Genomic DNA, 12,745 nt, shown 5'->3' on the forward strand with positions numbered 1-12,745 from the left:
GCTGATCCAACGCCCTCCCAGGTGATCCATGTACGTGAACAATCCGCCTCACGATGCAACCCGCCTCAGTGTCTCGTTCCTGGGCGGCACGGATACTGTCACCGGCTCACGCTACCTGATAGAGGCCGGTGGCGCCCGCGTCATGGTGGATTGCGGGCTCTTCCAGGGATACAAACCGCTGCGATTGCGGAACTGGCTACCGTTTCCGGTGGATCCCGCATCCATTGATGCGGTGGTGCTCACCCACGCGCACCTGGATCACAGCGGATATCTGCCACGACTGATGAAGCAGGGATTCCATGGATCCGTGTGGTGCACACCGGCCACCCGGGATCTATGCAGGATACTTCTCCCCGACGCCGCGCGCCTGCTGGAGGAGGAGGCGCGCCACGCCAATCAGCGTGGCAGCTCGAAACACCATCCGGCCGAGCCGCTCTACACCGAGGAGGATGCGCAACGGTGCCTGGATCTAATGCGCGTCGTCTACTTTTCCGATCCCTTTGAACCGGTGCCTGGCGTAACGGCTACGTTTCGCAAACAGGGACACATCCTTGGCGCCGCATCGGTATCGCTGATCCATCGGGGCAGGCGCATCACGTTCAGTGGTGATGTCGGTCGTTCGAACGATCCGGTGATGCGCCCTCCCTGGGCGCTGCCGGCATCGGATTGGGTCGTGGTCGAATCGACATACGGCAATCGGCGCCATCCGACGACGTCTTTGACGGACCTGCTTATCGAGCCGATCCGGCGCACCCTCGGGCGGGGTGGAGTGGTGATGATACCGGCGTTCGCGGTGGGGCGCGCCCAGCTCTTGTTGCACGTGATCGCCACCCTGCAGGCGGAAGGGCGGATTCCGCGCGCCCCGATCTACTTGAACAGCCCCATGGCAAAGGACGTCACCTTGCTCTATGGGAAATACAGAAACGAACATCTGCTGGATGACGCCGCACTGGAGCGGTTGCACGCGGCAACCCGGCTCGTCAATAGCATCGAGGAATCCAAGGCTCTCAACCTTCGGCAAGGCCCTATGATCATCGTCGCGGGTAGTGGAATGCTGACCGGGGGACGCATTCTTCATCATCTCATCGCCTTTGGCCCGGATTGTCGCAACATGATCCTTTTGCCAGGCTTCCAGGCAGGGGGAACGCGCGGGGCGGCATTGGTGCGCGGTGACAAGTTACTGCGAATCTATGGTCAGGACGTGCCGATACGTGCCGAGGTGGTACAGGTGGAAGCAGCTTCTGCCCACGCCGACGCCGATGAACTTCTAAGCTGGCTGCGCACGGCACAGACGACTCCGCGGCGGGTTTTCATCACACACGGAGAGCCAGACGCTGCCGACGCTCAGAGGTTAGCCATTGAGCGGCAGCTGCATTGGTCTGCATGCATCCCCGAGTACTTACAGCACATTGATCTCGACCCGGGCTGAGTAAGGTCCGGCATGGCTGCAGACGCCGTAGTTCGTTGGCGCCCGTCGGCATGGGCGGAGAGTGCGAATCTTCTGAAAAACGGGATACTTTCGTGACACACCTTGTTTTCCGCGATTGGGTTGAAGCAGCTCTCGGGCTCGCAGACGCGTTGAGTGCGTACAAGCGAACCCGAGCATCGCTACTTGCTGTTTCGTGTACCGTGCTGCCCATGGGACGCCTCATCGCAGATTCGCTTGGGGCGCAGCTTAGGCTCGCGGTAATAGCTGACGTGCGTGCGGCAAAGCGTGGCCTTTGTGTATGCCGGCGCGTGCGCGTTGCCGGGTCATCAGCTCTATGCGCCTGCCAGCGCAGACGCATAGAGCCAGGGGCTGCGATCACATCTTCTTTAACGGCACCGCGGTGGGCGGCGGCGGTACCGGGCCCGGGTCGTTGAAACACAGCATGATCTGATCGATGCCGAATTGATCGGCCAGGACCTGGGCAATCACAGCATGCACCAGGTCCAGGTCGACCGAGGGCGCAGCGACGGTGATGGTGGCCGCGATCGCACGGCCATGCTCACCGGCGACCAGGCGCAGGTCGTCCACCGCTTTCACGCCCGGGTCGGTAAACATCGCCGCACGGACCTGTTCCAGGTTGAGCTCGTTCATGGGGACTCCAAAGCAGTGCTACCGGCGCGGGGAGCTCGGTCGCGATGCAGCCAACGATAGAGCACCGGCAGCACCAACAAGGTCAATGCGGTGGATGAGACGATGCCGCCGATGACGACAGTGGCCAGCGGCCGCTGCACTTCCGAGCCAGCACCGACATTCAAGGCCATGGGTAGGAAGCCCAGCGAGGCTACCAGGGCGGTCATCAACACCGGTCGCAGGCGTCCAAGGGCGCCGTCGCGCACAGCGTCGTCTAGCGGATCGCCCTGTTCGCGCAGACGGCGGATGAAGGCGATCATGACCAGCCCGTTGAGTACGGCCACGCCCGACAGCGCGATGAAGCCCACGCCGGCAGAGATCGACAACGGAATCCCGCGCAGAGCCAGTGCCAGCACACCGCCGGTCAGCGCCAGCGGCACGCCACTGAACACAATGGCCGCATCCTTGGCCGAGCCGAAGGCCATGAATAGCAGAGCGAAGATCAACGCCAGTGTCACCGGAACGACCACGCCCAGGCGTTGGGTGGCCGAGATCAGCTGCTCGAAGGTGCCGCCGTAATCGATCCAGTAGCCCTCTGGAAGCGCGACATCCTGGCCGATGCGTGTGCGCAACTCGCCGACGAACCCGCCCAGATCGCGCTCGCGCACGTTGGCGGTGATCACCACGCGGCGCTTGCCGTTCTCGCGGTTGATCTGATTGGGCCCGCGCTCTACCTGGATCTTCGCCACTTCCCGCAGCGGCACCGTGCGAGGCCCCCCATTGGCGCCGGCGGCCAGACGGCTGGACTCATCGACACTGGTGCTTGCCGGCAGCGGAATGGGCAGATCTGCCAGCACAGCGGGGTCTTGGCGCTGCGCTTCGGGCAGGCGCACGACCAGGTCGAAGCGGCGGTCGCCCTCGATCAACTGGCCGGCAACACTGCCCCCAATGGCGGTGGCCACCGTTTCCTGCACATCGCCCGGGTTCAGGCCATACCGTGCCAATGCCGCCGGATCTGGCGTGATGGTCAGCAGCGGCAGGCCGGAGACCTGCTCGGCCTTGACGTCTTCGGCGCCGGGGACGCTACGCATGACCCGCTCGACCCGGCTGGCCAGGCGCGTCAACTGGTCAAGGTTGTCGCCGTAGACCTTGACCGCCACGTCCGAACGGACGCCGGAGATCAACTCGTTGGTGCGCATCTGGATGGGCTGGGTGAACTCGTAGTTGCTGCCCGGGATTTCCTTGGCCGCCGCCTCCAGCTCTTCCACCAGCTCGGCCTTGGGCTTGCGCGGGTCGGGCCACTGGTCGCGGGGCTTGAGCATCAGGAAGGTGTCGGCCATCGACGGCGGCATAGGATCGGTGGCCACCTCGGCGGTGCCGATCTTGGAGAAGATGTTGGCCACCTCCGGGAACTGGGCCAGGCGCTTCTCCAGCGTTTCCTGCATGGCCACCGACTGCTCCAAGCTGGTGCCGGGAATACGCATGGGCTGCAAGGTGATGTCGCCCTCATCCAGGCTCGGCACGAACTCCGAACCCAAGCGGGTGGCCAGCACGCCACAGCCCACCACCAGCACGGCCGCGCCGGCCAGCACCACCACGCGCCGACGCAGGGCCCAATCCAGCAGCGGCGTATAACGGGCGCGCGACCAGCGCATCAGGCGGTTGTCGTGCTCAGCCACACGGCCGCGCAGGAAGCTGGCGATCGCTGCCGGCACAAAGGTCAGCGACAACACCATGGCACCGGTCAGGGCCAGCACCACCGTGATCGCCATCGGGTGGAACATTTTTCCTTCCACCCCGGACAGCGCGAAGATCGGCAGGTAGACCGCGGCGATGATGCCCAGGCCAAACAGGCTGGGACGGATCACCTCGGCGGTGGCCGAGGCGGTCAGGTCATAGCGCTCTTCATCATTGAGCTGGCGGCCCAGCGCGTGCTGCGCCTCCCCGAACCGGCGTAGGCAGTTCTCGATGATGATCACCGCACCGTCCACGATCAGGCCGAAGTCCAGCGCGCCCAGGCTCATCAGGTTGCCCGACACGCCGCCACGCACCATGCCGATGATGGTGAACAGCATCGCCAGCGGAATCACCGCCGCAGTGATCAACGAGGCGCGCACATTGCCCAGCAGCAGGAACAGCACCACCACCACCAGCAGCGCGCCCTCGATCAGGTTCTTGGACACCGTGCCGATGGTGCGGTCCACCAGCGCCGTGCGGTCATAGACGGCCTTGGCATGGACGCCGGCAGGCAAGCTGGCGTTGGCAGCGTCCAGCTTGGCCGCGGCCGCCTGGGAGACTTCCCGGCTGTTGGCGCCAAACAGCATGAAGGCGGTACCGACCACGACCTCGTGGCCATTCTGGGTGGCCGCGCCCGTGCGCAGCTCCTTGCCTTCGCCCACGCTAGCGACGTCGCGCACCCGGATGGGCACACCATCGCGGCGATCCAGCACGATGTTGCCGATCGCATCCAGATTCGCCAGCTGGCCAGGCACGCGCACCAGGAACTGCTGTCCATTGCGCTCGATGTAGCCGGCACCGATGTTCTGGTTGTTGCGCATGACCGCGGCGACCACGTCGTTCAACGTAAAGCCCAGCGCCACCAACTGGGCCGGATCCGGGGTGATGTGGATCTGCCGCTCGAAGCCGCCGATGGTGTTGACCTCGGTGACGCCGGGCGTGGTGCGCAGCTGCGGCCGGATCACCCAGTCCTGCAGGGTGCGCAGGTCCGTGGCGGTGTACGGGGTGCCGTCGGGCTTGCGAGCGTTGGGCTCGGCCTCCACGGTGTACATGAAGATCTCGCCCAACCCGGTGGAGATCGGCCCCATTTCCGGGTCCAATCCGTCGGGCAGCTGGGAAGCGATCTGCTGCAGGCGCTCGGCGACCTGCTGGCGGGCAAAGTACAGGTCGGTGCCGTCCTTGAACACCACGGTGACCTGTGAGAGCCCATACCGCGACAGCGAGCGGCTGTAGTCCAGCTTGGGCAGGCCGGCCATGGCCGTTTCAATGGCAAAGGTCACTCGTTGCTCAGCCTCCAGCGGCGAGTAACCCGGGGCCTGGGTGTTGATCTGGACCTGGACGTTGGTGATGTCCGGCGTGGCGTCGATGGAAAGGTGACGGTAGCTCCACACGCCCAGCGCAACCAGCGCAGCGGTGAGCACCAGCGTCAGCCAGCGATGGCGGATGGACAGCCCAATGAGGCGTTCGAGCATGGCGGGCCTCATTCCTCTTCCACGGTGGACTTTTCGATGTCGGCCTTGATCAGGAAGCTCTGGGCCACCACCACCTGTTCACCGGCCTTGAGGCCTTCCAGCACTTCGGCGCGTTCGGCGTCGCGGCGCCCCAGTTTCACCGGCCGGGTGTGGTAGGTCTCGCCCTGCTGCACGTAGACCACGTCCTGGTCTTCAGCGGTCTGCAGCGCCGTGATCGGCACCACCAGCGCGGCCGATTGACGATCCACGGTGACCCGCGCCTTGACCGCCGACCCCGGCCGCCACAGGCCATCGGTGTTGGCCACCGTGGCGCGCGCAATGGTGCTTTGGCTGGCGGTTGCGGTGCCGGGGAGGACGCGCTCCAAGGTGGTCTGTGCAGTGACGCCGTCGCTTAAGCGGGTGACCGCTACCGGCACGCCAGCACCGATGTGCTGAGCGTCGGCGCCGAAGATGTGCAGGTCCACCCACAGCGTGGAAAGGTCGGCGACCTCAAACAGCGGCGCGCCCTCAGCGGCCGCCATGCCCACAGCGGCCGTACGCGCCATCACCACGCCACTGATCGGCGCGGTGACGGTATAGGTGGTCAGGCTCAGGTTGCTCTCTACCGTGGCCAGTGCCTGGCCGGCCCGGACCTGATCACCCACGCCGGCTCGCACGGAGCGGACCGGTCCGGGGAAGCGTGCCGTGACCTGCGCGATGCGACCGTCAATCGGGGTCAACAGCCCTTGCACCTCATGCTCATCGGCAATCTCACCGGGGCCTGCCGGTGCGACCTGGATACCCGCCGCCTGCGCCGCCTTGGTGGCAATCTTGGTTTCCAGCGGCGCTTCCTCGTGCTCGCCGTGCTCTTCGCCCTCAGCGGCGGCGGCGCCCTCGGAGGCTTCGTTGGGGGCGGACGCATTGCAGGCTGTTAGCAACAGGGCCATGCCCAGTGCGGTCCAGGAAAAGCGATTCATGGGGTCTCTCCGGTGGAAGCGGCCGCCGCCGGCGTTACAAGCGCCTGTCCGGTCAGTCGTTGAATTTCGATCAGGGCGCGCTGCGCATCGAGCGCCACGTCCAGCTGCTGCTGGGCCATGGCCGTGCGTTCGGACTGCAGCTGTGCCCATTCCAGGTAGCTGATCGCGCCGGCGCGATAGGCGCGCTCGGCGGCCTGCTCAGCCCGGGCCAGCTTCGGCAGCACGTCGCCTTGCAGCCGTGCCACCTCCGCCTGCGCCACGGTGTAGCGGCCATGGGCCTCGACCAAGGTGGAATACAGCGACAGGCCCTTGGCCTCGCGCTCGATCGTCAGGACCTCCAGCTCGGCCTCGCCGGCGCGAATCTCCGGCTGTGCGCGGCTGCGGCTGCCCAGCGGCATGGACAGGCTGGCCACCAGCGCGGTGTCGTCGGTCTCCTGCAGGCGGCGCACACCGAGCTGCCAGGACAGGTCCGGCGAGGCCGCCGAACGCGCCAGCTGCAGTCGTGCCTGCGCGATCCGGCGGGCATCGACAAACTGCGCCAACTCGGGAGTGCGCTCCAATTCCTCGGCCAGCGACTGCATGGACGCGATCGCCGGCAGGGCCATGGGATCGGCCGCGGCCACCTCGAAGCTCGGAGCACGTTCGCCCCAGAGGGCAGCAAGGTGCTGTCGGGCGGCAATGCGCTGCTGCTCGGCCCGATCACGGGTCAATTCTGCTCGCGCCAGTGCTGCTTGTGCGGTGAGCACCACCGATTCGGGCGACGCGCCAGCCTGCAGGCGCTGCCGGGCAGCGGCGACGGTCCGCTGGCGCTGGCCGACATCCATGTTCGCCAGGCTACGTTGCCGGTCGGCACCGACAACGGCCAAATAGCGCTGCGCCGTCTCGGCGAGCAGGTCCAGCCGCCCGGTCTCGCGCTGCACGGCCAGTGCATCAATCCGGCTTTGGGCCAAGGTGCGGCGGGCGTCGAGCTTGCCGCCGCGTTCCAGAACCGAGCTCAGGCTCAAGGTCAACTCCGCGCTGTCCAGGCCACGGGCCGCGCCCGTGCCCAGCGCATTTTCAACCTCCGCCCCCAACGTCCACGGTGGCCGCTGCACGGCCTGGTCGCGCTCGGCAGCGAGCACCGTGGCCCGCGCATCGACCAGGCGCAGCTCGGGGTGGGTTTGGGCCACGCGTGCAAACGCGTCGTCCAAGGTCATCAGCTCTTCTGCTGTCGCCGGCGTTGCCGCCGCGCTCAACAGTAGCCACGCGGCCAGGGCCGCCAATCGCACATGCATGAAGTACTCCAGAATTTTCGATAGCCAACAGGGATCCGGCGCACGCCGGCGCGCATCACCCTGCGATCGGCGGCCGGAACGGCGCGAGCAGGTGCTCATGCCGATATCTGTCCGCATGGGCTGTCGCCGACGGCCAATGCCGGCCGATATGAGCAATGGCCAACACTATTTCTGGAGCCGGCGCGGCCTGGCTACAGCACAGCACCAGCTGCTGTAGCCGGTGCAGCGCGGCGTCTACGCCACGCTCGGAAGCTGGTGATGCCACTGCCGGGTCATGGTCGGCCGCGGCCAGATGGGTTTGAGCATGGAGCTCGCCAACCACTGCCAGCACCGGCTGCGTCACAAGGCCCACGGCCAAGTGCGCCAGCAGCAGCCAGCGCAGGCCACAGCTCAGCCGGCCAAGCGCTGTCATGCAGGCGTTTTGCGCGCGTCGGCACGCGCCCGGCGAGCATCACCCAAGATCTCGAAAGCCTCCTTGATCACATACAGGCCGATCAGGGCGCCGATCACGAAATCCGGGTAGGGGCTGGCCAGCCACCACACCAACAGGCCGGCCAGAATCACCCCAACGTTGGCCACCACATCGGCGCGGGTAAACAGCCAGGTCGCTCGCAGATGCACTTCGCCAGACTTCAAGGGGGCGAGCATACGGAGCACCTTCAGGTTCACGGCCAGCGAGACCAGAGCGGTACCGATCATCCAACCGCTGACCGGCTCGGCGCCGTACATCACCCGGCGGCCGACTTCGACCAGCACGCCTACGCCCAGCACCAGCAGCACGCTGCCACTGACCCACGCGGCGTTGGCCTTGAAGCGCGCCGTGCGCCCGATAGCGACCAGGCCAATGGCATAGGCGGTGGCGTCAGACAGCATGTCCAGCGCGTCAGCCAGCAGCCCGGTGGAATGGGCAATCCAGCCGGCAATGCCGCCGATCACGGCCATCGCTGCATTCAGGACCAAGGCGATCCAGAGGATGCGTCGCTCCTCCTTGTTCTTGGCTTCGTGGTGGCACCCGCAATCACTCATGTCTTGGTCCTCTGCTGTGTTGTTTCATTACTTGTTTGCGCCTGGCTGTCTACGCACACCGGAACGGGCATTGGCGAGGAACCCCACGATGGCGGCGGTGCCTACCAATACCTGCGCCAGCAGCGACTGCCAGGTGGGATACAGGCCGATCCACTCGATGCGCGGCAACGCGAGCGGTGTTTGAGAGATCCAGCCCGCTTCCTGCAACGCGGCCACGCCTTTACCGATCAGGATGACCGCCATCACCGCGATGAGAATCGAGCTGATCGAAAAGAACCGGCCAATCGGCAGTCGCCTGCTCATGCGCAGCATCCAGTACGCCACCGCAGCCAACACCGCGATTCCCGCCACCAGGCCTGCGAGGATGGCGGTGGACGCCTGATCGCTCCACATCGCGATGTAGAACAAGATCGTCTCAAACACCTCGCGGTACACCGCGACAAAGGCCAGCATGAACAGGAAAACAGCCGAGCGCCGTGTCAGCGCAGTCGTCAGCTTGGCGTGCAGGTACTCCTGCCACCGCCCTGCAAGGCTCTTTTGGTGCATCCAGATGCCTACGCTGAGCAGGACAGCGGCAGCGAACAAGGCCGAGACGCCCTCAGTGACTTCCCGGTTCGCACCGCTGATATCAACAAAGTAAGTGGCCACTGCCCAGGTAGCTGCGCCTGCCAACAACGCGCAGATCCAACCCGCATGCACATACGGCAACACATCAGACCGCTCGGCTTTACGCAAGAACGCCACGATACCAATCACGATCAGCAGCGCTTCCAGTCCTTCGCGTACCAAGATGGTAAAGCTGCCTAGAAACGCGGTGCTGGCGCCTATTCGGGTGTCCTGCAGCGCCACGTCCGCGCGATCAAACAGCTGGGCAATTTGCGCTGCCTGCCCGGCAACGTCAGCCGCGGGCGCATGCTGATCCAGCTGCGCGCGGTAGCCTGCCATGGCCGTCTCGATCTCTCGCAGCAATGACGGATTGCGCGTGGCCAGCGTGGGTTCAAGCGGCTCTACACCATCCAGATAGGACGAGAGCGCAAGCTTTTTGGCTTGAGCCAGGTCCTCATCAGCGTAAGCGCGCTGGCTGGCGGCCAGTCGCTGCCGCGCCACCGCAAAGCGATCGGCTCCTGGTACCGCTTCGTTTACTGCCTGTGGCTGCGAACGCAGGTAGGCGATGATCGCGTTTGCCTGATCGGCGGGCATCGTGGTGGCAAGATCGGCCTCTCGCGTGCGTGTCAGCGCTTCGAGCGAGGGAATGTGCGTATGGGCCTCGGCACTGGTGCGCCATAACGCCTCACCTTGAGCCTTGGCTTGCGAGGAGTACCCCAAGCTGCCCACATAGAATGCCAACGCCCAGCGATCACTTTCTGACAGCCCAGAGAAGCTGACCATGCCGGTACCCGGCACACCCTGGGAAATGACCTCGTACAACGACAGCGGCGTTCGCTGCGCGGCGCGAGTGGCATCGGTGAACGCGATCGGCGGCGGACTTAACGCTTGCGCGGCGGGGCCATCACCGTGACCTGTGGGGCCGTGACAGGCCGCGCACTGCTGGCTGTAGATGGACGCGGCCTGGGAGGTCTTCGGCGCGCTCGCCGGAACAGCGCCGATCGGGTAGCGGGCCAACAGCGTCGTGCCGAGCCCGCGCGCCAACGTTGCCACTTGCGCCGGGTCGGCCTTCTCTGCCACCGCCTGGACCAGGCGGTCGGCCTGGGCCGTCAGCTCCTGCTGGTTCTGGCCACCGGGCAATGCTGCCAGCTGACTGCGCACGGCGCCGGCAAACTCGCTCATTTCGGCGTATTCGTTGGGGGCAATTACGCGACCGGCCTGGACCGCGCCGGGGTAGTCGACCGCGATGTAATCGAGCATCTGCCAGGTTTGGCGCAGGTCTGCTGCGGCAGGCTCCGCCTGAGCAGAAGCGGGCAGAACCCAGCCGATCAGCAAGGCAATCAGGCAGTAGCGAATCAAGGCGATGGGCAGTGGCATGGTCGTCACATGCAGCGCCGCGGCCGGAGTGGCGGCGGATACGGGTTCAGCGTAAAGTCCGTAGCTACTACGGAGTCAAGCGTACTACGAATGAAAATCAGTGAGGCTGCCGACGCCAGCGGATGCCACTTGGAGACGATTCGCTATTACGAGCGGATCGGGTTGCTGCCGCGCCCGGGGCGCACGGGCAACGGCTACCGGGTCTATGGCCCGGCCGACATCGAGCGGCTGCGCTTCATTGCGCGTGGCCGGGACCTGGGCTTCAGCCTGGAGGAGGTCCGCAGCCTGCTGCAGCTGGCCGGCGATGAGGAGCTTTCGTGCGGGGACGTGGACCGGTTGGCCCGCAGCCATCTGGCCGACGTGCGCGCCCGCATGGCCGACCTGCAGCGCATGGCCAGCGAGCTGGAACGGGTGATTGCCAGTTGCCATGGCGGGCAGCGGGCGGAATGCACCATCCTGTCGACGCTGCGCCAGACGACCTCGGTGGAGGCCACGCGCCAGTGACCGAACTGGACCGCTACCTCGATGCGGCCACGCGCCAGAACACGGTGCGCAGCTATGCGTCGGCGCTGCGGCACTTCGAGGTTGAATGGCAAGGCCACCTCCCAGCGACACCTGACAGCGTGGCCCGGTACCTGGCCGCTTATGCGCAGACCTTGGCGACCAGCACCCTCCGCCAACGTCTGGCGGCCATCGCCTCTTGGCACCGCGACCACGGCTTTGTCGACCCGACCCGATCGCCGCTGGTGCGCAAGGTGCTCAAAGGCATCCAGACCCTGCACCCGGGCCAGGTCAAGCAAGCCGCGCCGCTCCAGATTCGGCGGCTGGTCGAGCTCGATGACTGGCTGGCCGCGGCGATCGCTGCGGCACATGCCCGGGGCGATGGGCCGGCGGCGCTGCGCCATCAACGAGACCGAGCGCTGGTGCTGCTCGGGTTCTGGCGGGGATTCCGTGGCGATGAACTGCTGCGTCTGGACGTGGCCCATCTCACGCTGGTGCCGGGACAGGGGATGACCTGCTTCTTGCCACGCAGCAAGGGTGATCGCCAGGCAGCCGGCGTCACCTACAAGGTGCCGGCGCTGTCGCGGTTATGTCCGGTGGAGGCGACCCAGGCGTGGCTGCAGGCGGCCGACCTGCAAGAAGGGCCGGTGTTTCGGGCAGTCAACCAATGGGGCCAGGTGAGCGCCGAAGGCCTACATCCCAACAGCTTGGTGCGCCTGCTGCGCGAGTTGCTGACCAGTGCCGGCTTTGCCGATGCGGGGCTCCACAGCAGCCATTCGTTGCGCCGCGGCTTTGCCAGCTGGGCCAACGACCAAGGCTGGGACATGAAGGCCTTGATGGAGTACGTGGGCTGGCGCGATGTGCAGTCGGCCATGCGTTACCTGGACGGGCGTGACCCGTTTGCCCGGGACCGCATTGAAGCAAGCCTGCCCAGTCCAACCGTGCCGGTACCGGCGATGGCACTGCCGGCGCCGGAGGGCAAATCGGCCCTGCAGCTGCGCCTGCGCATGGTGCTGACCCCGTTTGCCCGCACGGGCCGCGGCGCGGCCAAGGCCCGAGGCCGAATTGAAGAGATCTGCTTGGCCCCGTTCCAGGCTGTGCGCCTGAACACCGCCAGCAGCGAGTACCAGTTGACTGCTCCCACCGATCCCGAAAGGGATCTGGATGAAATCCTGGCCACGTTGCTCGATGACATGCACCGCATGGCCGATACGCACCAGTGCTTCCTGGAAGCGTCGCTCAGTACAGACGACGGCCGGCACTGGGACTGATCCCCCTCACACCCTCCGGATCCAATGGCTACCCTTCACGAGACCGCCTACCCGCGACTGAAGCCTGATCCCACCGCCAAGGAACTGGAGGAGATCTATACCCCGACCGCCGCTGAGATTGCATTCGCCAAGCAGCTGACCACCCAGCCGGGTCCGCAGCTGGCGGTACTGATTCATCTCAAGCTCTTCCAACGCTTGGGCTACTTCACGGTGTTGGCCGACGTACCCGAGCGGATCCGGAAGCACATCGCCAAGGCCGCCCGACTCGGGCGCGTATTGGACACCGACCAGCTCGAACGCTACGACGCTTCCGGCAGCCAGCGCCGGCATATGCCGCAGCTTCGGCAATTCATCGGGGTACGTCCCCTGGATAAATCGGGCTTGGCTTGGCTGGACACCGTGGCCACCGGAGCAGCCCAGACCAAGCACACCATCCCGGACATCGTGAACGTCCTGCTCGAAGAGC

General features: G+C 65.7%; 10 protein-coding genes and 1 pseudogene. 4 read left to right on the plus strand and 7 right to left on the minus strand.

Annotated elements, in window-relative coordinates; all coding sequences use genetic code 11:
• Nucleotides 1-28: 28 nt before the first annotated feature.
• The gene (locus OC373_RS18230; protein WP_005413381.1) at nucleotides 29-1,429 is read left to right on the plus strand and encodes an MBL fold metallo-hydrolase; all 1,401 of its coding nucleotides are present in this window, start codon (nucleotides 29-31) and stop codon (nucleotides 1,427-1,429) included.
• 375 nt (nucleotides 1,430-1,804) lie between these two features.
• On the opposite strand, the gene OC373_RS18235 is transcribed toward OC373_RS18230, so the two are convergent.
• The 7 genes and pseudogenes from OC373_RS18235 to OC373_RS18265 form a co-directional block, all read right to left on the minus strand.
• Entirely contained in the window at nucleotides 1,805-2,080 is a 276-nt protein-coding gene (locus OC373_RS18235) for a hypothetical protein (RefSeq protein ID WP_005413380.1), read from the minus strand.
• The gene (locus OC373_RS18240; RefSeq protein ID WP_005413379.1) at nucleotides 2,077-5,268 is read right to left on the minus strand and encodes a CusA/CzcA family heavy metal efflux RND transporter; all 3,192 of its coding nucleotides are present in this window, start codon (nucleotides 5,266-5,268) and stop codon (nucleotides 2,077-2,079) included. The genes OC373_RS18235 and OC373_RS18240 overlap by 4 nt, the downstream gene beginning before the upstream one ends.
• Nucleotides 5,269-5,276: 8 nt before the next feature.
• Nucleotides 5,277-6,083: pseudogene (locus OC373_RS18245) on the minus strand (efflux RND transporter periplasmic adaptor subunit); the annotation flags it as partial.
• Nucleotides 6,084-6,220: 137 nt separating this feature from the next.
• On the minus strand, nucleotides 6,221-7,498 hold the full coding sequence (locus tag OC373_RS18250) for a TolC family protein (protein ID WP_005413377.1): 1,278 nt from the start codon (nucleotides 7,496-7,498) through the stop codon (nucleotides 6,221-6,223).
• 55 nt (nucleotides 7,499-7,553) lie between these two features.
• Nucleotides 7,554-7,910, minus strand: a complete 357-nt coding sequence (locus OC373_RS18255; RefSeq protein WP_012480228.1) for a hypothetical protein — start codon at nucleotides 7,908-7,910, stop codon at nucleotides 7,554-7,556.
• Nucleotides 7,907-8,524 carry a cation transporter gene (locus tag OC373_RS18260; protein ID WP_005413376.1) on the minus strand — a complete coding sequence of 206 codons (618 nt, stop codon included), beginning with the start codon at nucleotides 8,522-8,524 and terminating at the stop codon, nucleotides 7,907-7,909. The genes OC373_RS18255 and OC373_RS18260 overlap by 4 nt, the downstream gene beginning before the upstream one ends.
• Before the next feature lie 27 nt (nucleotides 8,525-8,551).
• Nucleotides 8,552-10,507: an FTR1 family protein gene (locus tag OC373_RS18265; RefSeq protein ID WP_005413375.1), complete on the minus strand. Its 1,956-nt coding sequence runs from the start codon at nucleotides 10,505-10,507 to the stop codon at nucleotides 8,552-8,554.
• 90 nt (nucleotides 10,508-10,597) lie between these two features.
• On the opposite strand from OC373_RS18265, the gene OC373_RS18270 reads away from it, so the two are divergent.
• The 3 genes from OC373_RS18270 to OC373_RS18280 all read left to right on the plus strand — a co-directional run.
• Entirely contained in the window at nucleotides 10,598-11,011 is a 414-nt protein-coding gene (locus OC373_RS18270; protein ID WP_012480230.1) for a helix-turn-helix domain-containing protein, read from the plus strand.
• Nucleotides 11,008-12,279 carry a site-specific integrase gene (locus tag OC373_RS18275; RefSeq protein ID WP_005413373.1) on the plus strand — a complete coding sequence of 424 codons (1,272 nt, stop codon included), beginning with the start codon at nucleotides 11,008-11,010 and terminating at the stop codon, nucleotides 12,277-12,279. The genes OC373_RS18270 and OC373_RS18275 overlap by 4 nt, the downstream gene beginning before the upstream one ends.
• 24 nt (nucleotides 12,280-12,303) lie before the next feature.
• On the plus strand, nucleotides 12,304-12,745 hold a 442-nt coding region (locus tag OC373_RS18280), incomplete at its 3' end, for a DUF4158 domain-containing protein (RefSeq protein WP_261998237.1).

This window comes from Stenotrophomonas sp. Ste96, assembly GCF_024519495.1.
In the GTDB taxonomy this organism is placed as follows: domain Bacteria; phylum Pseudomonadota; class Gammaproteobacteria; order Xanthomonadales; family Xanthomonadaceae; genus Stenotrophomonas; species Stenotrophomonas bentonitica_A.

Bases quoted from the DNA above. Each gene is read 5' to 3' on its own strand.
- OC373_RS18230 (WP_005413381.1), top strand. From the start codon at position 29: ATGTACGTGAACAATCCGCCTCACGATGCAACCCGCCTCAGTGTCTCG.
- OC373_RS18235 (WP_005413380.1), bottom strand. From the start codon at position 2,080: ATGAACGAGCTCAACCTGGAACAGGTCCGTGCGGCGATGTTTACCGAC.
- OC373_RS18240 (WP_005413379.1), bottom strand. From the start codon at position 5,268: ATGCTCGAACGCCTCATTGGGCTGTCCATCCGCCATCGCTGGCTGACG.
- OC373_RS18250 (WP_005413377.1), bottom strand. From the start codon at position 7,498: ATGCATGTGCGATTGGCGGCCCTGGCCGCGTGGCTACTGTTGAGCGCG.
- OC373_RS18255 (WP_012480228.1), bottom strand. From the start codon at position 7,910: ATGACAGCGCTTGGCCGGCTGAGCTGTGGCCTGCGCTGGCTGCTGCTG.
- OC373_RS18260 (WP_005413376.1), bottom strand. From the start codon at position 8,524: ATGAGTGATTGCGGGTGCCACCACGAAGCCAAGAACAAGGAGGAGCGA.
- OC373_RS18265 (WP_005413375.1), bottom strand. From the start codon at position 10,507: ATGCCACTGCCCATCGCCTTGATTCGCTACTGCCTGATTGCCTTGCTG.
- OC373_RS18270 (WP_012480230.1), top strand. From the start codon at position 10,598: ATGAAAATCAGTGAGGCTGCCGACGCCAGCGGATGCCACTTGGAGACG.